This is a genomic window from Candidatus Omnitrophota bacterium (assembly GCA_041650805.1).
Classification (GTDB): Bacteria; Omnitrophota; Gorgyraeia; order 2-01-FULL-45-10; family 2-01-FULL-45-10; genus JBAZKM01.
The window spans coordinates 126,002-148,231 of record JBAZKM010000006.1; the positions used below are offsets into that span (position 1 = coordinate 126,002).

Annotated in this window: 19 protein-coding genes; all 19 read left to right on the forward strand. The window is 53.9% G+C overall.

The window, feature by feature from the left end:
- Positions 1-40: 40 nt before the first annotated feature.
- The 19 genes from der to WC515_05920 all read left to right on the forward strand — a co-directional run bounded on the left by der (position 41) and on the right by WC515_05920 (position 22,223).
- On the forward strand, positions 41-1,411 hold the full coding sequence (der, locus tag WC515_05830) for a ribosome biogenesis GTPase Der (protein MFA5146868.1): 1,371 nt from the start codon (positions 41-43) through the stop codon (positions 1,409-1,411).
- Between the two features lie 98 nt (positions 1,412-1,509).
- The gene (locus tag WC515_05835; GenBank protein MFA5146869.1) at positions 1,510-1,857 is read left to right on the forward strand and encodes a response regulator; all 348 of its coding nucleotides are present in this window, start codon (positions 1,510-1,512) and stop codon (positions 1,855-1,857) included.
- A gap of 32 nt (positions 1,858-1,889) precedes the next feature.
- Positions 1,890-3,077, forward strand: a complete 1,188-nt coding sequence (locus WC515_05840; protein MFA5146870.1) for a toxin-antitoxin system YwqK family antitoxin — start codon at positions 1,890-1,892, stop codon at positions 3,075-3,077.
- A 64-nt stretch (positions 3,078-3,141) separates the two neighbouring features.
- Positions 3,142-4,572: an ATP-binding protein gene (locus tag WC515_05845; GenBank protein ID MFA5146871.1), complete on the forward strand. Its 1,431-nt coding sequence runs from the start codon at positions 3,142-3,144 to the stop codon at positions 4,570-4,572.
- 4 nt (positions 4,573-4,576) lie between these two features.
- On the forward strand, positions 4,577-4,981 hold the full coding sequence (locus WC515_05850; protein ID MFA5146872.1) for a response regulator: 405 nt from the start codon (positions 4,577-4,579) through the stop codon (positions 4,979-4,981).
- 31 nt (positions 4,982-5,012) lie between these two features.
- On the forward strand, positions 5,013-7,523 hold the full coding sequence (locus WC515_05855) for an STT3 domain-containing protein (protein MFA5146873.1): 2,511 nt from the start codon (positions 5,013-5,015) through the stop codon (positions 7,521-7,523).
- Positions 7,524-7,526: 3 nt separating this feature from the next.
- Positions 7,527-8,666, forward strand: coding sequence for a glycosyltransferase family 2 protein (locus WC515_05860; GenBank protein ID MFA5146874.1), 1,140 nt, complete (start codon positions 7,527-7,529; stop codon positions 8,664-8,666).
- Positions 8,663-10,327: a glycosyltransferase family 39 protein gene (locus WC515_05865; protein ID MFA5146875.1), complete on the forward strand. Its 1,665-nt coding sequence runs from the start codon at positions 8,663-8,665 to the stop codon at positions 10,325-10,327. Before WC515_05860 ends, WC515_05865 begins: the two co-directional genes overlap by 4 nt.
- Positions 10,324-11,310, forward strand: coding sequence for a glycosyltransferase (locus tag WC515_05870; protein ID MFA5146876.1), 987 nt, complete (start codon positions 10,324-10,326; stop codon positions 11,308-11,310). Before WC515_05865 ends, WC515_05870 begins: the two co-directional genes overlap by 4 nt.
- 4 nt (positions 11,311-11,314) lie before the next feature.
- Positions 11,315-12,769 (forward strand): radical SAM protein, encoded by a 1,455-nt coding sequence (locus WC515_05875; GenBank protein MFA5146877.1) that lies wholly within the window; start codon positions 11,315-11,317, stop codon positions 12,767-12,769.
- Between the two features lie 15 nt (positions 12,770-12,784).
- The gene (locus WC515_05880; protein MFA5146878.1) at positions 12,785-14,185 is read left to right on the forward strand and encodes a radical SAM protein; all 1,401 of its coding nucleotides are present in this window, start codon (positions 12,785-12,787) and stop codon (positions 14,183-14,185) included.
- On the forward strand, positions 14,182-15,633 hold the full coding sequence (locus WC515_05885) for a radical SAM protein (protein ID MFA5146879.1): 1,452 nt from the start codon (positions 14,182-14,184) through the stop codon (positions 15,631-15,633). The genes WC515_05880 and WC515_05885 overlap by 4 nt, the downstream gene beginning before the upstream one ends.
- Positions 15,634-15,714: 81 nt before the next feature.
- On the forward strand, positions 15,715-16,596 hold the full coding sequence (locus tag WC515_05890; GenBank protein MFA5146880.1) for an AAA family ATPase: 882 nt from the start codon (positions 15,715-15,717) through the stop codon (positions 16,594-16,596).
- Positions 16,554-17,234, forward strand: a complete 681-nt coding sequence (locus WC515_05895; protein MFA5146881.1) for a hypothetical protein — start codon at positions 16,554-16,556, stop codon at positions 17,232-17,234. Before WC515_05890 ends, WC515_05895 begins: the two co-directional genes overlap by 43 nt.
- The gene (locus WC515_05900) at positions 17,231-19,120 is read left to right on the forward strand and encodes a secretin N-terminal domain-containing protein (protein ID MFA5146882.1); all 1,890 of its coding nucleotides are present in this window, start codon (positions 17,231-17,233) and stop codon (positions 19,118-19,120) included. Before WC515_05895 ends, WC515_05900 begins: the two co-directional genes overlap by 4 nt.
- Positions 19,113-20,150 (forward strand): tetratricopeptide repeat protein, encoded by a 1,038-nt coding sequence (locus WC515_05905; GenBank protein ID MFA5146883.1) that lies wholly within the window; start codon positions 19,113-19,115, stop codon positions 20,148-20,150. The genes WC515_05900 and WC515_05905 overlap by 8 nt, the downstream gene beginning before the upstream one ends.
- Positions 20,150-21,238, forward strand: coding sequence for a hypothetical protein (locus WC515_05910; GenBank protein MFA5146884.1), 1,089 nt, complete (start codon positions 20,150-20,152; stop codon positions 21,236-21,238). The genes WC515_05905 and WC515_05910 overlap by 1 nt, the downstream gene beginning before the upstream one ends.
- 3 nt (positions 21,239-21,241) lie before the next feature.
- Positions 21,242-21,784: a hypothetical protein gene (locus tag WC515_05915; protein ID MFA5146885.1), complete on the forward strand. Its 543-nt coding sequence runs from the start codon at positions 21,242-21,244 to the stop codon at positions 21,782-21,784.
- A 19-nt stretch (positions 21,785-21,803) separates the two neighbouring features.
- Complete coding sequence (locus WC515_05920; protein ID MFA5146886.1) at positions 21,804-22,223, forward strand: hypothetical protein; 420 nt, start codon at positions 21,804-21,806, stop codon at positions 22,221-22,223.
- The last annotated feature ends 7 nt before the right edge of the window (positions 22,224-22,230 follow it).

A 22,230-nucleotide genomic window follows, 5' to 3' on the forward strand; every position in this document is an offset into this window, starting at 1 on the left:
TTATATCAAAACCCACGCATATATTCAGTAGTTATATGATATGGGATGTGCTAAAATATGCGGTATGAAAAGAGCCGGATCACCTAAAGTGGCCATAGTAGGGAGACCGAACGTCGGGAAGTCGTCCCTCTTCAACAGGATCGTCGGCGCGAGGAAGGCGATAGTGGAATCGACAAGCGGCACGACGCGGGACAGGATCCACGCCGACATCACCTGGAAGGGGAAGGGCTTCACGGTAATAGATACGGCCGGGTTCGACCCTTCGGTAAACTCAGGGTCGAATCCTGAGGATGCCGAAGGATTCGAGAAGGCGGGATCAGGCGATATGGCCGGCCTCATCATGGGGCAGCTTAAGAAAGGCATCGAGGAGGCGGATATAATATTGTTCGTTACCGACGGGATGGCGGGCATAACGCCTCAGGACGCGGACCTTTCGTCGGTGCTGAGGAAGACCTCCAAGAAGATATATCTCGCAGTGAACAAGATCGATAAAGAATCGGACGCGGGCCGCGCGCTCGATTTCTTCGAGCTGGGCCTGGGAGAACCTTACGCGATCTCCGCTATGCACGGGAGAGGTATAGAGCGGCTGTGCAACGACATCGTGAAGGGGATGGGGAAGGCCGCGGAGAGAGGTGTTACGCCATCCGTCCGGGTCGCCATAATAGGCAGGCCCAACGTGGGTAAGTCATCGTATCTCAATTGCATCCTGAGCGAGGATAGGGTCATCGTCCACCCGACCGCCGGCACTACCAGAGATGCGGTCGACATCGATCTCAACTATAAGGAAAGGGACTACGTCTTCATAGATACCGCGGGGATCAGGCATAATGCTAAGATAAAAGAGGCGGCGGATTTTTACGGGAGCGTACGCTCAAAAGAGGCCATAAAGCGGTCCGACGTGGCGATAGTCCTGTTAGACGGCTACGAAGGGCTGACGAAGGATGACGCGCGCGTGATAGAACTGATCATAGACGAGGGAAAGGCGCTTATCATAGCTGTCAATAAGTGGGACCTCGTTAAGGGAACGGAGATGTCAAAATACAGGGACCGGCTCATAAGACAGATGAACGATATACGGAACTTCCCGGTCGTATTCATATCGTGCAAGACGGGGAGGAACGTCAGGGAGACGCTCGACCTGATATGGGCGGCCTATGAGAGATACAGGGTGACGATCCTGCCCGATAAACTGGCCGCGACACTGAAGTCATTGAACTGCGATGCGGAGATGGTCAGGAGAAGGATAAATTTCAGGTACCTGGTTCAGGAGGGCACTATGCCGCCCGGGTTCATACTGGGCGTAAAAGGCGCCGGTCCGGAAGGGGATAATACCAGGAGGTTCGCCGAGAACTTCCTTAGGAAGGCCTACGATCTCGAGGGCGTGCCCATAAAGGTGCGTTTTAAAAAGTAGTTCCTTATTTCACCCGTACGTTGTACAATTGTAAAAGACCTGTCAGGGAAGTAAGGTGTATGGTACATTGTCGTTTGTAATTTAAAAGAGGGCTTGTTATGGCAAAGAGGATCCTTGTAGTGGACGATGAGAAGGATTGCTGTTCATTCATAAACGATTACCTGGCGAAACGCGGCTATTCCGTCGACGTGGCTTACGACGGCATACAGGCAAAAGAGATGCTGGACAAGAACTCATACGATTGTATATTCTTCGACTGCAATATGCCCGAGTTGACCGGAATAGAGCTCGTCTCGGTAATAAATAAGAAGAACCCTCACGCCAGGAAGGTCATGATATCCGGATACGAGGGCGTAGATGAAAATTTCGCGAAGAAGATAGGCATAGACGCGTTCCTGAGTAAACCCGTCATCCTGAGAGACCTTGAGACGGCTATCGGGGCCTAGACCAATATGACCCACCCGGCGGACCTCCGCAGATGACCATAACAAGACACGGTTTGATGATAATCGCGCTATGTTCGATAGGCAGCCTCTGCTACTCCGCAGATTCTATCACGAAGACGAAGACCGTCAATTATGAGGACGGCCAGAAGATGGCCGAGTTCACCATAAGAGACGGGAAACGGGACGGCGAGTCGAAGCTCTACTATGAAGACGGCACCCTCAAGTCCATCACCAGTTACAGGAACGGGAAACGGGACGGGAACGAAAAGTTATTCTGGCCGAACGGCGCCCTGGAGGTCTCGAGGAATTTCAATGCGGGTGAACCGGACGGTTACGCAAAATATTACACTATGTACGGGTGGAAGCAGCTGGAAGAGCATTACGTTAAAGGACAGCTCGAGGGCGTATCGAGGGGTTACTATGAGGAGGGCGGGCTGAGATACGAACAGCCGTATAAAAATAATAAGAAGGAAGGCACCAGGATAGTCTATGACAAAGACAGCACCGTATTGCTCGAGCTCCCGTATAAGAATAACAGGCGTAACGGCATGGCCAGGCATTACTACGGGGAGAGGATACCCAAACTCGACAGCGTCTACGTGGAGATCAGGAGGAAAGAGGAGGGGAATTACAAAAAAGGGCAGCTGATAGCCGAGGTGCCGTATAAGAACAGCAAACGGGAGGGTATCGCGACTTACTATCACAGTAACGGTAAACCTAAGCTTGAGATAGAGTTCAAGGACAATAAATTCAAGAAATCGAAGAGATGGTATTACGAGAACGGCAAGCTCCTGTGCGAGGCATTTTATGATAAGGAGGGCCGGTTGAGCGGGCCCGTCTCGAATTATTACGAAGACGGCAAGCTGCGTTCGCGGGAGCTTTACACCAAAGGCGTCCCGAACGGCATGACCAGGTATTATGAGAAGGGCGGCACCATACGCAGGGAGGAGTCCTACACCAACGCCGTGCTGGACGGCGTGGTGAAGCAATACTATCCTGACGGGAAGGTATATCTGGAGCAGCCCTTCAGGAACGGCACGCTGGAGGGCATCGAAAGATATTATCACCCTAACGGGAAGGTCAAGATAGAGACGCCTTACCGTAACGGTTACGTCGACGGCATGTGGAGGTTCTATGACGAAGACGGCAAACTCGTTGCCGAAGGCCTTCTCGAGAAGGGCAAACTCATAGGCAAATGGAAGTTCCGGGACAGCGAATAATGAGATATTGGACAAAGCATGATAATTATGGTAATATTCATGTTATAAAAAGACGGAGCCGCTGATGTTCTCTTTGACCGTAGTATATGTATTTACGATAATAGTCAGCGTCATCATAGCATTATTGCTCGCCTATTTCGCCAGCCTTTCGTCCAGGCCGCAGAAGAGCGCGGACACGGACAGAAAAGTGACGATCTTCCCCGATTCATCCTCCGCATCCGACAGCGACCTAAAGAAGATCGTCTATCATGAGATAAGCGGGCTTGTCGAATCGAAGACGCGCTGCCAGAAGATAGCGGATACCGTTTCCGATATCTTCCGTAAGGAGCTGGAGGAGAAGATAAGCGTCAATAACTCCAACATCGCCTCGAAATATGAAGAGATAATCAAGAAAAAGGGCGAGAGCGAAGATGTGGCATGGAAAAAATATAAGAAGATACTGATAGACAAGGAAGAGACCGAGGCGGTCATCAGGAGCATAGCCGAAGGGCTGGTGGTCATAGACGCCAAAGGCAAGGTCGTCATGATGAACCCGGCGGCCGAGAAGCTTCTGGAGGCCTCGAAAAAAGACAAGATAGGCAAGTCGATACTGGAGAATATAAAAGAGTCACAGCTCCTGTCGCTCTCCAAATCCTCGCAGAACGGCGAGGACAGGTCGATAGAGCTCATAAGTAACCGCGATGAGACGAAGAAGGTGTTGAGGGCAAGCACCGCCGTGATCGAGAACGAGAACGGGCAGACCGTCGGCATGGTCTCGGTCCTGAGCGATATAACGAAGCAGAAAGAATTGGACGAGATGAAATCCAATTTCGTCGCCAACGTCTCTCATGAACTGCGCACCCCGCTCGTGGCCATCGAGAAGTCCATATCCCTCATCGTCAACGGGACTACAGGGCCGCTTTCGGAATCCCAGGCGCAGCTCCTGTCGATAGCGGAACGTAACCTGAGGCGGCTTACATTCCTGATAAACGACCTCCTGGAACTGGCCAAGCTCGAGGCCGGCAAGACGAAACTGAGGCGCGAAGATGCGCCTATCGGGAAGATCATAGACGAGGTCATAGAGAGTTTAGAGGCATGGGCAAGCACCAAGTCCATAAAGATAGAGAAATATATAGAGAAGGACCTGCCCGAACTGCATATGGACCCGGGCAGGATAACGCAGGTCCTGAATAACCTGATAGGCAATTCCATCAAGTTCACCCCTACGGACGGCACCATAATAGTCAGGGCGATATTGCGCGGAGGCGCGAACCCGCAAGTCGAGGTCAGCATAAAGGATACGGGCATAGGTATAGCCAGGGAAGACCTCACGAAGGTCTTCAACAAGTTCTACCAGGCGGGAGAGAGGGTCGCCACCGATATCAGCGGGACGGGTATAGGGCTGGCCATCTCAAAAGAGATCATAGAGCTTCACGGGGGCACTATCCGGGTGGAGAGCGAAAAGGGGAAGGGCGCCGAATTCATATTTGCGTTGCCGGTGAAATCTGGAGGGTAGGATCATGGATAAGGATATAAAGGTTCTGATAGTCGATGACGAGGCGGACTTCAGGCAGGTCATGACGGTGTGGCTCGAATCGAAGGGGTATTCCGTCATAGCCGCGGCAAACGGCAAAGATGCCATCAGCATGGTGAAGAGAGACGAGCCCAATATAATTTTCATGGACCTGAGGATGCCTATCATGGACGGCAGCGAGACGATCAAGAGGATCAGGCGTTTCAACAGGCATATACCCATAATAATAATAAGCGCGTATGTCAACGATCCCAAGATGAAAGAGGTCCGGACTACCGATATCTCCGGCATATTCTATAAGAGCGACGACTTCGAAAAAGGGAGAGCCATCCTCGAGGCGGTGCTGAGGACTCACAAGAAACTCAAAAAGACAGGCACGGATAAAGAGTAACGCCATAACGAGCCATTAATATATCCCGTTGATGATAAATAAAAAAATATTTTTAATAGTTTCCCTCGGTTTTGTATTAGCCCTCAATCTTTACGTCCGCTCCTTCCCCGTATATTTTCCGCAGCTGAAGACACAGGCCAGGGATATCATAGAGAGCGCTATCCAGAAGGGGACCATGGAAGAGGTCTATAAAAAATTCCCCCAATTCTATCCCCTTGCAAAGGATGAGATAAAGAAGTCGAAGATGGACGAATATAAGCGGCTCAACCGGAAGTCGATAGACAAGCAGATAGAGGACCTCTACGCCAAGATGAAGGACAGATACCAGGACGATTCGGGCCAGACGTACATCATGGAGCTCGATTGCTGGCACTGGACGAGGTATGTCGATAATATCCTGAAGACGGGCCATCCCGGTGACCAGGTCATAGACGGGGCGCAGTGGGACATGTTCATGCTCGCCCCGCTGGGTTGGAAGATATTGTGGGATAACCTCCTCTATTATCTTGCGGCGTTCTTATACGGCGTCTTCTCCGTATTCCATAAGGTGCCGCTGCTGACTTTTCTCTTCTACCTCCCGCTCTTCTTCATATCCGTTTTTACGATCGTCCTCTACTCCGTATCTTTCCGGTACGGGAGATATCTCGGCGCCGTCTTAACGTGCCTTTTCATAGGTATGACCCCTGTATTCATACCGAGGAGCTGCGCCGGCTGGTTCGACAAGGATATACTGAGCATGATGTTCCCGGTAGCGATATTCGGGTCTTATATCTCGGCCCTCGTAGCCGGCTCCTTCCGGAAGAGATTATTGTGGACCGTCTTTACCGCATTCCTGGTCGGGCTCTTCGCATTCGCCTGGACATTCTGGTGGTTCATATTCGTCATAATAGTATTTTACGAGGTCCTCTCGCTGGCGCACGCGGCGTTCTTCGAGGTATATCTAAGTAAGAAAGGTCCGGCGATGTTGAAAGAGAGGTCCATCCTGCTCGCCGTCTTTGTCTTTGCCGGTTTCCTGTGGGCTATAGCGCTGGCCGGCACAGAGCCGGTGATCGAGCTCTATAATCAGGTACGGTTGGCTCTTATCTTCAATAAACCGCTCATGACCTCCATCTGGCCCAATGTCTATTCCACCGTAGGGGAGATGAGGAAAACGAGCATAGCAGAGATGGCCCGCTCCGTAGGCGGCACGCAGGGTATGTGGCTCGTAGCCATCTCCGCGCTCTGCATGGCAGTGCTCTTTGTCCGTTCTTTCCTTGATAAGAAGTGTGAGCCGTTCAAGCGCGCCTCCATATCGATACTCGTCATATGGCTTGCCGCCATGGTCTTTGCCACGACAAGGGGTGTGAGGTTCGTGATGTTCCTATCTCCTCCCCTCGGGATATCGTTCGGGTGGGCGGCGAGCGACCTATACCGTTATCTTAAGGGCAGGAATAAGATGCTGGGCGTCGTATGCGCCGGGCTGATCCTGGCCGGGTCGGGGACCGTATTGATAAATAACGGATATTCCGCGGCAAGGTCCTCCTTCCCGCTCATGGATGACGGGTGGTATAAAGTCCTTAACCTTATGAAGGAGAAGACCCCGCCGGACACGATAGTCAATTCCTGGTGGGATTTCGGCGATTGGTTCAAGGTCGTCGCCGGCCGCCGCGTGATATTTGACGGGCAGAGCCAGGGCACGCCCCAGGCCTACTGGATGGCCAAGGCGCTTCTGACCGATGACGAAAATCGGGCCGTAAGCATACTGAGGATGCTGAATAACGGCGGCAACGAGGCGTTCAACGCCATGGACAGGAACATAAAGAACCCGCTCCTTTCGGCGCTTCTCCTGGAAGGGATAATGGTCATGCCGCCGGATAAGGCGCAGGCGACGCTCGCGAAATTTTTGCCTCCCTCATTCGACAGGGACGAGGTCATGAGGATACTCTTTGCCGCGCCGCCGAGGGCCTGTTTTGTCGTCGATAATTCCATGCCTTTCAAGATCGGGGCGATCTCATTCCTGGGGAACTGGGACTTCTCGAAGGTCTACATAGCGCAGAACTTCAATAAACAGGAGAAGGGGCAGATAATAGAATATCTTAAAGGCTTCGGCAGAGACGAGCAGGACCTCCAGAGATTTTATCAGGAGGTCTTCCTGATATCGACCAAAAAACTCGATGACTGGCTTTCGCACCGCCTCCAGTTCTACTCCGGGCTTATGGACGGGCGCGAGAAGGACGGCATCGTTTACTTCGAGAACGGCTTTGCGTATAACCCGAAGGATAACAGCCTCCAGTCAGGCAACGGGCAGATACCGAGGAGCTTGTTCCTCCAGGTGGGCGACGATATAGTGGAGAGCGTATATCCGAAACCGAATATAATATGTTCTCTCCTGATATTCAGGACGGAGTCGGGATATAAGTGCATCATGCTCGACCGCGAGCTGGGCAGAAGCATCTTTGTGCGTCTCTATTTTATGAGGGGGAAAGGGCTGAAGCATTTCGTCCCGTTCATCGATGCCGAGGAAGGCAACAGCTATATACGCGTATTCGGAATAGCGTGGTGAGACATGGATAAAGATATAGAGCTTTCGGTAGTGCTACCGTGCCTGAACGAGGAGAAAGCGCTCGGCGTCTGCCTGGATAAGATAAAGGAGGTCTTCTCCAGGGAGGGCATAAGCGGTGAGATAATAGTTTCGGACAACGGTTCGACCGACCGTTCCGCCGAGATCGCCAGGAAGGCGGGGGCGATAGTCGTATCGGAACCGCAGAAGGGTTACGGCGCCGCTTACCTGAGAGGGCTCAGGGAGGCGAGGGGGCGCTTCATAGTGATAGGGGACAGCGACAACTCATACGATTTCTACGACATACCCAGATTCCTCAGGGCGCTGAGGGAAGGGTATGATTTTGTCATGGGTTCAAGGTTCAAGGGCGGCATACAGAAAGGGGCGATGAGCTGGTCGCACCGTTATATAGGGAACCCTATACTTTCGTTCATGTGCCGTCTCTTCTTCCATACCTCGCTCTCGGATATACATTGCGGCATGCGCGCCTTTACTCTCGACGCATACAGGAAGATGAGGCTGAGGACCCTCGGGATGGAATTTGCGACGGAGATGGTGCTCTCCTCGCTCCTCAATAACCTCAAGGTATACGAGATACCGATCGATTATCATCCCAGGAAAGGGAAGTCGAAATTGAACCCCCTGTATGACGCCTGGCGCCATGTGAGGTTCATGCTGCTCTACTGCCCCCTGTGGCTCTATTTCATCCCTGGGACACTGGGGTTCGCCGCAGGCCTCTTCCTCCTTATATTGATATTGCCCGGGCCGTTCCTCTTCCTGGGCCGCTACTGGGACATGCATGTCATGATATTCGGCAGCATGACCGCCATAGTATCTTACCAGATCCTGAATCTGGGGGTATACGCGCATACCTTCGCCATAAGACAGGGATTTTTGAAGTATGACCCTCTCACGCTCTTCTTCCAGCGCCACTTCAACCTGGAGAAGGGGCTCGTCCTGGGCGGGCTGGTATTCCTCACCGGGTTTACCGTCATATGCCTGATATTCGCCGAGTGGTTCTCGAGATATTTCGGCGCGCTCTACAGGATAAGGGAGTCGATACTCGCCATGACCCTAATGACCATAGGGCTCCAGACGATGTTCTCTTCATTCTTCATAAGCCTGTTGTTCCTGGAGAAGGAATGAACCCGCCCCGGAAGTTAAAGAACGCCTTCCTGCTCTGTCTCATCCTTTTGATCGGATTATTGCTGCGGCTGTACAATGTCAATTTTCCCTCGATCGGTTATCATAATATGCAGGAGAACGAGCAGATGAGCATAGCCCATAATATGGAGGCGAGGCACGATTATGTGACGAAGGTCTCCTATTCCGGCAATGCCTTCGGGGACGGACTTCCGTCGGTCTCCGACCCGCAGGCCCCCCTCGTCGCTTACCAGACGCTCGCTGTATGGGGACTTTTCGGGGAGAACCTGTGGGGCCCGAGGTTATTCAACATCGTCTTCGGGGTATTGAGCATCCTGGTGATCTATCTGGTCTCATGCCTGTTGTTCGACAACAGGCATATATCGCTCTTCGTTGCCCTCGAGCTGGCCATAATGCCGCTCGCCGTCTTCTTTTCAAGGAACCTCCAGCCGGAAAGTCCGGCCCTCTTCTTCATGTTATTGGGCAGCCTCTTCTATCTGAGAGCCGCTTCGGGCGGAAAGGCCTATAACCTTATAGCGGGGGGGGTCTCATTTTCGGCCGCATGGCTATATAAGTTCAACTTCATTATCGGCGCGGCACCCTTTCTGCTCTATCTGCCGTCCATGATAGGGAAGAGGGGAGATAAGGACTTTGCGTTCCGCCTGACCGGGCTCTTCCTGCCTTACGTCGTAGTGCCGGCGTATCTCCTGTGGGCGCATCTATCGGGGCAGCCCGCCTTCAACGGTTTCGACGCAGGAAAGCTTGCGGAGATATTCTCTTATCCATACTGGAAAGACCACGGGAAGACGATATGGTGGTATATAAAAGACGAGAATTTCACGCTCATCTTTGCGATATCCTCAGCGCTCGGTATAGCGATAGCGTTCTTTAAACGGGCCAATCCCGCCGCGCGCTATATTATAGGATGGACGCTTGCCGCCATCCCCTATGCCGCCTTATACTCCGCCGCTATCCCGCAGAACAACTATTGCCAGATGCCGTTCCTGGCCCTTGTATGCGTATCTACCGCCTACGCGTCGTCCTCCATATCGGTACTGGTAAGAAAGTTCATCAAAAAAGACCCCCTTATACCTATCCTTGTCGTTGTGATAGCCGCGTCGGCCCCCATGGTGCGCGATTCCATACTGAGGATGCACTCGACGGTATTTGCCGGTGTGGACGTGGCCGGCGAATCGCTTAGGGACTTTACGAAACCGGGCGAGCGTATATTCCTGCTGACCCACTCCCAGGGTTACGGGATAGCCAGGTATGCCCACCGTTATGCCGGCTGGACGTATGATCTTGAGGAGTTCAAATATAAGGAGAAGAGATTCGGTGTCCGCTACATATGTATCTATCCGGCAGATTTCATACGCAACCTTAAGAGGGACAGGCCGGAGCTCTTCGGTTACATGCAGGAGAATTACCGCATCAAAGAGATAGGCATGACCGAAGAACCCTACCGTGTCTACTATATGATACTGGAGAAGGGCGCCGGGCCCGAACCGCAAAATTTCCTCGAATCGATCTCCGGGCAGAAGTTCCTGAAGACGATATATAAGATAGCAGGTAAATATGTCTTCTTCTACGCCGTGAGGCCTGTGCAGGGGGCCCCTCCCGCGCCTTCTATGACGCAAAATACGGCCGGAGAGGGTGCGGGATGAAAGGACTCCCTCCCGTCTCGGTCGTCATCCCCGTCAAGAACGGCGCCGATATGTTGGGGCGCTGCCTCGGGTCTTTGAAGAACGCCGATTATCCGCCCGAACGCCTGGAGATAATAGTGGCCGACGGCATGTCGCGCGACGACACGAAGGGCGTGGCCGCAGGACACGGTGCAAAGGTGGTGCCGAACGATAAGGAGCTGGTCGTATCCGGGCGGAACCGCGGTTTTGAGGCCTCCGCAGGCGAGATCATCGCCTTCACGGATGCCGACTGCGTCTTCGATAAGGGATGGCTTAAGGAGAGCATAAAGTACTTTGACGATCCGAAAGTGGGCGGCGTCGGAGGCCTGACCCTGGCGCCGGAAGAGAGCTCCGCTTTCGAAAAGGCCATAGATCTTATCTTCAGCATCGCCGAATCGCTCGGGACGACCGTACACCGTAAGGGCATTATGCGCGCCGAAGAGGCGGATGATATACCCGGATGTAACGCCATATACAGGAGGGCGGCGCTCGCGGCGGTAATGCCCGTAGACGAAGGTCTCCTGACCGCCGAAGACGTATGGATGAACTCGCTCATAAGGAAGGCGGGATACCGGCTCATACTCGCCCCAGACGTGATCCTCCGGCACTATCGCCGTAACTCTCCGGCAGGATTTTTCCGCCAGGCATACCGTTTTGCCGTCGGGAGGACCCAGATAGGGAAGAGGGACGCGAAGCTTATGAACGTCTTTCATATAGTGACGGGGCTGGCCATACCCGCGTTTTTGGCAACGGGGGTATCCTTTTACCTGGCCGGGGCGCAGGACCTATTCTTCAAGATCGTATCGCTCCTCCTGGCCGCCGTTATCTTGGCATCTCTTTTCAGGGCAAGGTCGCTCAAAACGGCCATAAACGTTCCTCTGGCGATCGCGATATTCGTCTCGGGCTGGTCTCTCGGGTTCCTGAGGGAATTGTTATTTCCGATGAAGGACGTGAGGGGGAAGTAAGAGCATGAAGGTGACATTCCTGATACCTCCGGCGCTGGACGGCACCGGTAACGTGGACAGGTGGATAGGCTGCAATTACTGCATATACTTTCTGCCCATACCCGCCGTCTTATATTCCGCCACGCTCCTGAAGTCGGCCGGCGACAGGGTCGAGATAGCGGACCTCGCCGCCAGAAGAGAGACCAGGGACGGTCTCATCTCTTTCATATCAAAAGACGATTCCGATATCTACATATTTTACACCGTATTCCTTTCCCAGAAGACGGACCGCATGGTCCGTGAGATCATAAGAGAGAAGAGGCCCGGCGCGAAATTCATATTCTCGGGCCCGCATGCTACGCTGGCGCCGGAGCTCTTCCTTGACAGGACGGATACATTCGTCGCAAGGGGGGAACCGGAATTCGTCATCAAGGGGCTCATCGAAGCCCTTAAGGACGAAAAGGCCCGGGAGTCCGTAAGGGGGCTTTCTTACCTGAAGGATTCGAAGGTAGTGAACAACCAGCCCGCGGAGCCCATAACGGATATAGATGATCTCCCGGTCCCCGACAGGGCGCTCCTCGACCACAGCCCTTACTCCAACCCCAAACTCCATCTCGGCCCTCATACCTCGGCGCTCACTTCCCGCGGGTGTTACGGACGCTGCTGGTTCTGCGTGCCAAACTCATTGTCATACTCGAGGGAGGTGGAGTATAAGAAGAGCCACCCGGGGAAGCCGCCTCCGCGTCTACATTCGGCCAGAAGGGTGATAGAGGAGTTCTCCGACATAGCGCGGCTCGGCATAAGGTCCGTATCGATCCTCGACGACGAATTCCTGTGGGACGAGAAGCGGACGATCGAGATATGCGACGGCATAAAGGGGCTTGCCCTTGAGTGGTCCTGCATCGCCCGTCCGGATATGGTGACCGAAGGCGCGGTCCGCGCAATGGCGCGCTCCGGGTGCGTCTACGTGGACCTCGGGACCGAATCTTTCGACGAGGAGATACTGGACTCTATAGGAAAAGATATGTCTCCGGCAGACACGGTGAAGGCGGTGGATCTCCTCAAAAGATACGGGATCAAGGTCGAGATAAACGTGCTCTTCGGAGCCACGCCCAGAGAGACGGAAGAGACGATGAAGAAGACGCTCAGGGCCGTGAAGCGGCTGAACCCGGATTATGTACTCTTCAATATCGCCAACCCCTATCCGGGGACGGACTTCTACGATGCCGCCAAAAGAGAGGGGTGGATGGTCTACGGGGACTATGTCCCGACGGACGCGATGAAGAGCTCCATAATATCGTATCCGCACCTCTCCAAAGAAAAACTGGAGAGCTTCATAGCGCACGCGTACCTGACTTATTATTACCTGAACCCGAGATATCTCCTGAGACAGCTCGCCGGGATAAGGAGCTGGCGCGACCTCGGCAATAAGTTTTCCGCGGCGGCGAGGTTCTTCATTAAGAATTTCATAAAGAGATAGGATGCACAGGGACCGATGAACGACCGTATAGTATTGATAAATCCTCCTCCGGAAAAGTTGGTGGAGGAGTATGATGCCCCGCCATACGGCCATATAGGCCTTGCGTACCTCGGCGCCGCGCTCAGAGGCCGCGGGTTTAACTGCTCCATACTGGACGCCAAATTGGGGCGCATGAGCAGGGGGGAGGTAGCAGGGAAGGTATCGGATATAAATCCCGCGATAGTAGGCATAACTTCGCACACCCACGAGATAAAGACCGCAGCCTCCCTGGCGCAGGATATAAAGAGGCGGGTCCCCGGGGTCAAGATCGTTATAGGCGGGATACACGCTTCGTGCCTCCCGCTCGATACGTTAAGGGATTTTGACTGTTATGATTTTCTGATAAAAGGAGAAGGCGAGGACGCGCTGATAGGGCTTTCGGATGCCGTTATGAATAACAGGGAAGGTGCTATATCCGCCATACCGGGCCTTACATACAGGAGGGGCCATGATGTAGTGAGCGTCCCGCAGGGCGGATGGATAACGGACCTGGATAGACTGCCTTTCCCCGCCTGGGACCTCTTCCCGGAGATCGGCATATTCCCCGTCATGAGCTCGCGGGGATGCCCGTATAAATGCATATTCTGCGCCCGCATGCTCGGCGACTCCGTGAGGACCAGGTCCCCCGGCAACGTCATCTCGGAGCTGAAATTCCTGACGGAGAAGTTCGGCGCGAAGAAGATATATTTCTACGACGAGACGTTCGGCTTTTACAGAAAGTGGCTGACCGAATTTCTCGACCTTATGATATCGAGCGGCCTCGGCAGGAGATTGACATGGGGCATAACTACGCGCGCGCAGCTGATAGATACGGAGATCCTGAAGTCGCTTAAGGAGGCCGGCTGCAGGAAGGTCGACTTCGGCGTCGAGTCGGGCGACGAGCGTATATTGAAGATAATAAGGAAAGGCGAGACGAAAGAGGATTTCCTGCGCGCCGCCTCGCTCGTGAAGAAGGCGGGCATAGAATCGCATGCCTATTTCATACTGGGCCATCCTCACGAGACGAGAGAGTCCGCGATGAATACCATCGACTTCGCCGCCCGGCTCAACACGGACCATATATCTCTGGGTATAATGGTGCCGTATCCCGGGACGGAGGTGGCGCGGCTGGCCCAGAACGGTGAGGGCGGGTACAAGAAGATGTCATTCAACTGGGCGGACTACAATAAGCAGCTGGCCAACGCGCTTGAACTCGAATCGATATCCAGGGCGGAGTTGACCAGGCTTCAGCTTCTCGGGTACCTTAAATTCTATGTGCTGAACCTGAAGATCGCGCCTTTCCTGGCGGCGTTATTCAAATACAGAAAACTGATCCTGGCCATAATGGCGAAATATCTTAAGGCCTCGGCAGGGGAACGGACCAAAGGAGCGGCATGAAAGTACAGCTGATATTCGCGCCGCCGAAAGAGAGGACGAAACTCTCGGACATCGTCGAGAAGGTCTACCCTCCGCTCGGCGTCCTCTACATAGCCGCATACCTCAGGGAGAAGATGCCGCATCTTAAGCTCCGGGTCACGGACGGCCTCCTGATAGGATGGGAAGCGATGGTCGGGGAGGTGAAGACCTTCGCGCCCGACGTGATATTCTTCTCTTATATAACGCCGTGCGCTATGGGCGCATACGCCGCAGCCGACCATATCAAAGGCGCCAGCCCGGGGACTGTGACCGTCTTCGGCGGACCGCACGCCACCGCCCTTCCGCTCGAGGCCTTCGAGAGGTCCCGGGCCGACTTCGTCATCGTCGGGGAAGGGGAGGAGACGGCATTAGAGCTCGTGAGGGCGCTGGAGAGAGGCAGGAAGGACCTCCGCGATATCGACGGGCTGGTATGGAGGGACGAAGGAAAGATAATACGGAACAACCCGCGGCAGTTCATGCGCGACATAGACACGATACCTTTCCCGGCAAGAGACCTCGTAGATATGAGATCGTACAAGGGATGGTTCGTGCACCGGAAGACGCCGGAGACGTCGATACTCTTTTCCCGGGGCTGCCCTTTCGACTGCACGTTCTGCACGAACGCGGTCTGGAAGAGCTCCAAGCCATGGCTCCGCCTGCGTTCGCCGAAGAGGATCGTCGATGAGATGGAGAGCCTGAAGGCGTCCGGCATACGCGAGGTCTTCGACAATTCCGACGAGTTCAACTGCAACCTGCAGTTCGCGATGGCCGTCTGCGACGAGATAAAGGACCGTAAGATCAACATGCCGTGGAAGACGCAGTTGAGGGCCTCTCCCTTTTCCGAAGACCTCGTCAGGAAGATGGCCGAGTCGGGATGCTGGTATGTGCACCTGGGCATAGAGTCGGGGAACGAGAGGACATTGAAAGGGATCAGGAAGAAGATAACGCTGGACGAGACGAGGAGGGCCTGCGGGATATTGAAGAAGTACGGGATCAAGGTCTTCGGCCTCTTCATGCTATTCAACGCATGGGAAGAGGACGGCCATCTCGTTTTTGAGAATGTCAGCCAGACCGAGAGGACCCTGGAGTTCGCGAAGGAGATGATAGACAAAAAACTTCTCGACTACATGTCCTGCACCATAACGACGCCTTATCCCGGGAGCGAGCTCTTCGGGATATCCAGGAAATTCGGCCTTATAAAAGACGACCTCCTGCGCGACTGGTCCAGATGGCTCACCGATGAGTCGTTCATAATGAGGCTGCCCGGGATCACCGAGCGCGAGGAGAGCCACCTCTATTTCAGGGGTTCGCTCCTCCGCGCCTATTGTTACCTGAAGTCCGGGAACTGGTCGCTTAAGGACGTGCCCGTATTCCTGGGCAAGTTCATAAAGTCGGTTTTTCTCAGGGTAAAAGGCCTTTTCGGCAAATAAACCGGGCCGTTCCCTTGACAAATCTACCTTTTGTGATATATTATTATATAATATATAATGATATAAAGGACTAATTCAATAATGAGTTATTACAAAGTATTGGGATTTGAAAAAGAGCCTTTTTCTACGAGCCCTGATCCCAATTTTTTTTATCTCTCGAGAGAGCACGAGACGGCGCTGACCAATATCCTGATAGAGCTCCGCCTGAAACGCGGCCTCTCCGTGGTCCTCGGCGATGTGGGGACCGGCAAGACGACCCTCTCCCGGAAATTGATCCAGGAACTGAAAGACAGGGACGACTTCGTCTTCCAGATAATCCTCGACCCGTCCTTCGAAGACGAATCGCTCTTCCTCGCGGCCCTCGCAAGAAATTTCGAGATAGATGCTATCCCCTCCCCGGAAAGCGGCACACCCGCGTCGATACTCGACATAAGGGAGTCCCTCGAGAGGTTCCTCTTCCAGAAAGGCGTCACGGAGAACAAGATCGTCACCCTCATAATAGACGAATCCCAGAAACTTAACGAGAGCTCCCTCGAGGTCCTGCGGGTCCTACTCAATTACGAAACGAACGAATTCAAACTCCTGCAGCTCGTCCTGCTGGGGCAGATGGAATTGCACTCAAAGATCATAGACATACCCAACTTCTTCGACAGGATAAGTTTCAAATATACGCTCAACCCCCTCGACCTCGCGGAGACGAAAGAGATGATAGAGTTCAGGATAAGGCAGGCGGGGTATAAAGCGAACATGAACCTCTTCCTCGATGAGGCGATAGGCGAGATACACCGGTACAGCAAAGGCTACCCCAGGCGTATAACCATGTTATGCCACAGGGCGCTGAAGACGCTCGTCCTGAAAAATAGATTTGTGATAGATGCCGCGCTGGTGCGGGAACTTGTAGATGAGGAAGTGAGATCGGGATGGCACAGGAAAGACCTGCTACTCCAGAAAAACAGTTACTAGGCCTTATAGAGACGAACTCCGCGAAGCCGGTGAATATACAGGCGCAGGCGGTGAAACACCAGGGGATGAGCATGCTCTCCCGCGGCGCGTGGATGGGCAGGTTGTCGTTCTTCAGGGATAATCTCAAGAGATGGCTCAGCGGGGATTATCTTCAACTCGATATAAAACTGCTCAATAATGTCCTCATCGTCCTGATAGCTATGCTGACGGTATATCTACTGGGCAGCGTATACAGTAACGCGGTCTATCTGACAAAACTGCCGTCGTTGAAGTACGACGTCAAGACGGCCAAAGGCGAGGAGGCGGGCCCAAAGAGCATGTCGGTCCTGAAGAACGCGATGTCATACTATTTGGAGAAGGTCAGGCAGAGGGATATCTTCAAGATCGGCGAGCAGGCCCCTCCGGAGAGGCCTGCTGTCCCGGGCGCGCCCGTCCAGAAGGTGGCCGAAGAGGGCCAGCGTTTCAAGCTGGTGGGGATATCCTGGTCGAAAGAGCCGGACGCCATGATAGAGGACACGCTTGCGCTCAGGACATTCTTCGTCAAGAGGGGACAGATGCTGGGGCGCGTAAAGGTCGAGGCGATATTCAAAGATAAGGTCGTATTGAGCTGTGACGGCACGGAGACGGAGTTGAGATGAGACGCGCTGCTGGCCATATCTGCATATTACTATTCTTCCTGGCTATAGTTCTATATCCGGTATCTTTCAGGATCGCCGAGGCGGAGGATGCCGGGCCCCAGGCGGCGTCCGCGGAGACGCTCGACCCTACGTCGCCGGCTTCTATGATGAGCCGTGATATCATAGCAGGGGGCATGAACGGGAACGTCTCCCTGGACCTCAGGAATATCGACATCGTCGAGGCGCTTAAATTCCTGGCGGTGAAGGCGGGCGCGAACATCATAGCCACGAAGAACGTTGCCGGCAGGGTCACGCTGATGGTGGAGAACGTGCCGGTCCGGGACATATTCGATATCATGTTGAGGTCCAACGGCCTCGCCTACGCAAAGCAGGGAGATATATACAACGTCATGACCGAGGAGGAGTACAAGGCCATCTTCGGCAAGAAGTTCTCCGACATACGGGAAGTGAGGGTCTTCAAACTGCAATACGCCATACCCGAACAGGCCTTCAGCATGCTCGATGCCCTGAAGAGCGAGATAGGCAGGGTCCTCGTCGAGCCGGATTCCGGCACGGCGCTCATAATGGACACCCCGGAAAAGATCCAGGAGATAGAGAAGGCGATATCGACGCTCGAGGAGAAGAACCTCGTAAAGGTCTTCAACCTGAAGTACGCCAAGGCCAAAGAGGTGGAGGAGCAGCTGAAGATGCAGCTCGACGCCAAGAAGGTCGGTTCGGTAAAGGCGGACGAGCGCTCGAACCAGATAATAATCCAGTCGTTGCCGGAGAGGATGCCGGACATAGAGAAGATAATAGCCGCCCTTGATACCAAGACGCGGGAAGTCCTGATCGATACGCAGATCATCAAAGTGAAATTGGCCGATACGCTGACCCACGGTATCGACTGGGAGGGGATAGCCAACGTCGGCAAGAAAGCAGGCATGATCTATATGGGTTCTTATCCTTTCAGCGTACTGCAGACGGCCACCTCGGCGGCGGCGACCGTCCTGCCGAGCAGGTACAGTTACCTGACCGATAATTACGCTACGAAAGGCGTCGGCTCAGTCCCGTTCAGCGGCAATGCCGTTACCAATGTCGGAGGCACCACGGTCGCGCCCGGGGAAGAGATGCACGTCGGTATAGTGGGCCAGAAGTACGACCTCGATTTCCTCGTAAAGTATATGCAGACATTGGGCAATACCCAGGTCCTCTCCAGCCCGAAGCTCGCCGTAGTGAATAACCAGGAGGCGCGTATACATATCGGGGAACGGCAGGCCTACGTCACCACCACGACGACCACCGGGCAGACGACAAGCACCGTCTCCGAAGAGGTGACCTTCGTCGACGTCGGCATCCAGCTGGCAGTGACACCCACGATAAACACGGACGGTTATATAACGATGAAGATAAAGCCGGAGATATCGAGCGTCGTCTCCACGCTCGAGACGCCGTCGAAGAATAAGATACCGATAATCGACACGTCGATGGCGGAGACGACCGTGATGGTGAAGGACGGGTCTACTATAATCATAGGCGGCCTTCGCAAAGAGGAGAAGACGAAGGACTCCGACCAGATACCTTTTCTGGGAAACGTGCCGATAATAGGGTTCCTCTTCAAATCCGCCAGCACGAAGACCGAGAGGACGGAGCTCCTCATCATGATAACCCCCCATATAGTGAGCGGCGACCTGTTGACGACGGGAGACGAGGCCGATTTCGAGTATAAGGCGCCGAGGGAGTATAAGGACTACAAGCCGTTCACGGAAGATAAGGAGATCATCTCCGTAGAAAAGTCCCCGGCCGATTTCATAAAACCTTACAGGGAGTATTCGAATCCGCCGGCCCGGGGGAAAGAGAAGGCCGGCAGTCCGGTATTTAAACTCGACGAGGGGATGAAGGATGAATAAGGCGATCACCATAATAATCGCGGCGGCAGTTTTAGTCCTAACGGCCCATCCGTCATCCGCTATATTCGACAACAAGAAGCTGAAAGAGACGGAGGATAAACTGGCCGGCGTGGAGGCGTCTTATGAAAAGGTCGGGAAGGATTATGAGAAGCTCAGGCAGGAGATGCAGGAATTGAACGATAAATACGCCGTGGTGCTCAAAGAGAACGAGGCGATGAAACAGGACCGCGAGAACCTTATGGCGCAGGCGAAGACATTGCTCGTCGAGAGCGGGCGGACGAAGGAGCTGGAAGAGCAGGTCAAGGGTTTCGAGCCGGAGAAGATAGCGTTGACAGAAGAGAGGGATAAGCTTAAAGAGGAGAACACCGCGCTTTCGAAAGAGTTGGAGATATCCAGGGCCGAAGAGGAACGGCTCTCGAAGTGGGTCAGTGAATCCCAATCGGGGATGGAGACGGTCAAAAAGGAGGCCGCGATAAAGGGGCTCCAGAACGATCTCGCCAAGGCGAAGTCGACGAAGAGCAAGGTCGAGGCGCGGCTCGCGAAGGCAGAGAAGCAGTTGAAAGACCTGGCCGCAAAACAGGGCAGGTTGGAAGAGGAGAAGGACGCCCTCGAGAAGGAGCTTGCCGCGTCCAGGAAAGATTACGCCGAGGCGTTGAAGACGAACAAGGCCTTCGAGCAGAACCTCAAAATGATGCCCAAGAAGTTCTCCGAGATGGGGAGGCAGAATAAGCAGCTCATAAAAGAGACGTCGGAGATGCACTACAATCTCGGCGTATTCTACGTGAAGAATAAAGAGTACGAAAGGGCGCGCACGGAATTTGAGAAGGCGGTCGAGATAAATCCCGATGATGGCGCCGCGCACTTCAACCTGGGTTATATCTACGCGGAACAATTGACGAACCGCAGGAAGGCGATCACGCATTTCAAACGTTATCTGATGCTCTCTAAAGAGGACGACCCCGACGTGGATTACGTCAAGAAATATATCCTGACATGGCAGACGTACGACGGCAAGGAGCCGATGGAATAATGAGGAGAACGTTAATAGGGGCGGGGATAGCGTTACTGATCCTGGGTATAGGGTATAGGGTATCGGGTATAGGGTCCGGAGTATCGTCTTTTGCGGAAGAGACGGCGCCGGCCAATACGACCGGAACGACGGAAGCGAAAGAAGAGGAGCAGCTGAAATTCGTCGGGACCTTTTATGATACGCGGGTCCCGGAGCAGAACTACTTCTTCATAAAGAGCGTAATATCCGTATTCGGCAACAAGTTCGGTAAGCAGCCAAAGACGCCGGAAGAGGTGGAGGAGGCGGTATGGGACCAGCTCCTCATGTCTTATGAAGCGTTCAGGAGGGGGATCACGGTAAATCAGGAGGAAGTCGACGGTGAGGTCGATAAGATACTCCAGGCGGAACGGGTGGCGTTCGACCGTAAGAGCGACAGGGCGGGTTACGAGAAGTGGGTGAAAGAGAAGACGAATGAGCCTATCGCGCTCTTTGAGAACCAGATAAGGCATATGATCCAGCTGCAGCGCCTTAAAGAAGAGGTCATGAAGGCGATAGAGCCGGAGGTGACCGACGCGGAGGCGTTACAGGGTTTTCTGAACGAGAATAGCTCCCTGGATGTGGAACTTGTCCAGTACGACCTTGAAAAAGACGCAGGTATGTGGTATAATAAAGCCATTATGGACCCGGCCTCCTGGGACAAAGAGAAGGCGGCCAGGCCCAAGGACTTCAGGCGGCCGGGAGGCGTGACCTGCCAGTTCCTTATAGATTTCTGGGGTATACCGGAAAAGGCGCTCCAGGAGATGGTAAGGATGAAGCCGGGCGAATTCCATAAACCGGAGCCGATCTACAAGGGGTGGGGCGTATTCAAGGTCTTGGGATCGACGGCGGCCGATGGATCAAAGTTCGAAGAGGTGAAGGAGAGATACCGAGAAAAGGTGAAAGCCGGTAAGAGATACACGGGTTACGGCGAATGGTTCGAAAAGTTCAAGAAGGACGCGAATATACAGATTTATCCGGCCGCTGTCGCGGACGGAAGCCAACCCAAGAACCCTTCGACAAATGCTCAGGGTTCTGTAATGAGCGAAACCGAAGGACAGAAGGAGGAGTGAGAGATGAGTAAAAAATTAACGGTACTTGTAGCGGTCATATTCCTTGTCGGCATATCGAGCGGGATATCTCATGCGAAATCATTGAAGGCCCTGGTAGATCCCAAGGTGGCCAGCGAAGAGCAGATGAAGGAGATCGACCTGTCGAGCCGCGCCGCCCTGAAGGCGCAGGAGTGGACCATATATCTGCATAACAGGGACGGGGCCCAGGGCGTGGAGACGGATATCCTCACATTCACCGACGAGACGGTCAATTCGAGGAACCTCGAAACGAAGGGTTATCCTGTCTCCAACTTCGGTCTCTTCGTCAACCCGAACGGCTCCGCTTCGTGGGAGACGATGAAGACGAACCCGGCCAATAAGGACAAAGCGTTCCTGAGGGGTGAAATAAGAGGCGGCGTCATGACCGGGACCGTCTTCATGAAGCCGGCAAAGGGGAGGACGTCCACGTACATATTCTCGACGGTGAATCCGGCGACGGTTACGGCGACGGCGGCGGTCGAAACACAGGCGGCACCGGCGACGACGGTTAAGAAGGGCAAAAAATAGTCAAAGAGGAGCTCGATCGATGAGAAGGCGTCTTATATTAACGCTCATCGCGGCCGTTTATCTTATATCAGGTCCGGCCTATGCGGTCCCGGCCGAAGAGAAGGCCGCTCTGCCCCGGGAAGAGGTGGCGACCAGGTCCGTTGTGGGCATCGTAAGCGGGGTAAGCCCGAGCTTCATAGCGATAGAATACGGGATCGATCAGGCAGGCCCGTCTCTAGAATTAGCTTTCAATATAGACAAGAGTGTCAAGGTGGAGAACAAAAGGAGCATAAAAGAGATAGCCATGGGCGATACGGTGGAAGTCACATACGGCGAGATAACGAGGATCGCCCCCGACGGCAAAAAACTGGGGTCTAAGCGCGTGGCGAAGAAGGTGACCTTTATGAGGCCGGCGGCCAAGCCATCGGAATCGAGCGTGCTGACCTCTGTGGAGCAATAAGACAGGT

Excerpts from the sequence above, each read along its gene's own strand:
- WC515_05850 (MFA5146872.1), top strand. The coding sequence starts at position 4,577 with ATGGATAAGGATATAAAGGTTCTGATAGTCGATGACGAGGCGGACTTC.
- WC515_05835 (MFA5146869.1), top strand. The coding sequence starts at position 1,510 with ATGGCAAAGAGGATCCTTGTAGTGGACGATGAGAAGGATTGCTGTTCA.
- WC515_05920 (MFA5146886.1), top strand. The coding sequence starts at position 21,804 with ATGAGAAGGCGTCTTATATTAACGCTCATCGCGGCCGTTTATCTTATA.
- WC515_05880 (MFA5146878.1), top strand. The coding sequence starts at position 12,785 with ATGAACGACCGTATAGTATTGATAAATCCTCCTCCGGAAAAGTTGGTG.
- WC515_05905 (MFA5146883.1), top strand. The coding sequence starts at position 19,113 with ATGAATAAGGCGATCACCATAATAATCGCGGCGGCAGTTTTAGTCCTA.
- der (MFA5146868.1), top strand. The coding sequence starts at position 41 with ATGGGATGTGCTAAAATATGCGGTATGAAAAGAGCCGGATCACCTAAA.
- WC515_05910 (MFA5146884.1), top strand. The coding sequence starts at position 20,150 with ATGAGGAGAACGTTAATAGGGGCGGGGATAGCGTTACTGATCCTGGGT.
- WC515_05900 (MFA5146882.1), top strand. The coding sequence starts at position 17,231 with ATGAGACGCGCTGCTGGCCATATCTGCATATTACTATTCTTCCTGGCT.
- WC515_05895 (MFA5146881.1), top strand. The coding sequence starts at position 16,554 with ATGGCACAGGAAAGACCTGCTACTCCAGAAAAACAGTTACTAGGCCTT.
- WC515_05890 (MFA5146880.1), top strand. The coding sequence starts at position 15,715 with ATGAGTTATTACAAAGTATTGGGATTTGAAAAAGAGCCTTTTTCTACG.
- WC515_05915 (MFA5146885.1), top strand. The coding sequence starts at position 21,242 with ATGAGTAAAAAATTAACGGTACTTGTAGCGGTCATATTCCTTGTCGGC.
- WC515_05840 (MFA5146870.1), top strand. The coding sequence starts at position 1,890 with ATGACCATAACAAGACACGGTTTGATGATAATCGCGCTATGTTCGATA.
- WC515_05855 (MFA5146873.1), top strand. The coding sequence starts at position 5,013 with ATGATAAATAAAAAAATATTTTTAATAGTTTCCCTCGGTTTTGTATTA.
- WC515_05860 (MFA5146874.1), top strand. The coding sequence starts at position 7,527 with ATGGATAAAGATATAGAGCTTTCGGTAGTGCTACCGTGCCTGAACGAG.
- WC515_05875 (MFA5146877.1), top strand. The coding sequence starts at position 11,315 with ATGAAGGTGACATTCCTGATACCTCCGGCGCTGGACGGCACCGGTAAC.
- WC515_05865 (MFA5146875.1), top strand. The coding sequence starts at position 8,663 with ATGAACCCGCCCCGGAAGTTAAAGAACGCCTTCCTGCTCTGTCTCATC.
- WC515_05845 (MFA5146871.1), top strand. The coding sequence starts at position 3,142 with ATGTTCTCTTTGACCGTAGTATATGTATTTACGATAATAGTCAGCGTC.
- WC515_05870 (MFA5146876.1), top strand. The coding sequence starts at position 10,324 with ATGAAAGGACTCCCTCCCGTCTCGGTCGTCATCCCCGTCAAGAACGGC.
- WC515_05885 (MFA5146879.1), top strand. The coding sequence starts at position 14,182 with ATGAAAGTACAGCTGATATTCGCGCCGCCGAAAGAGAGGACGAAACTC.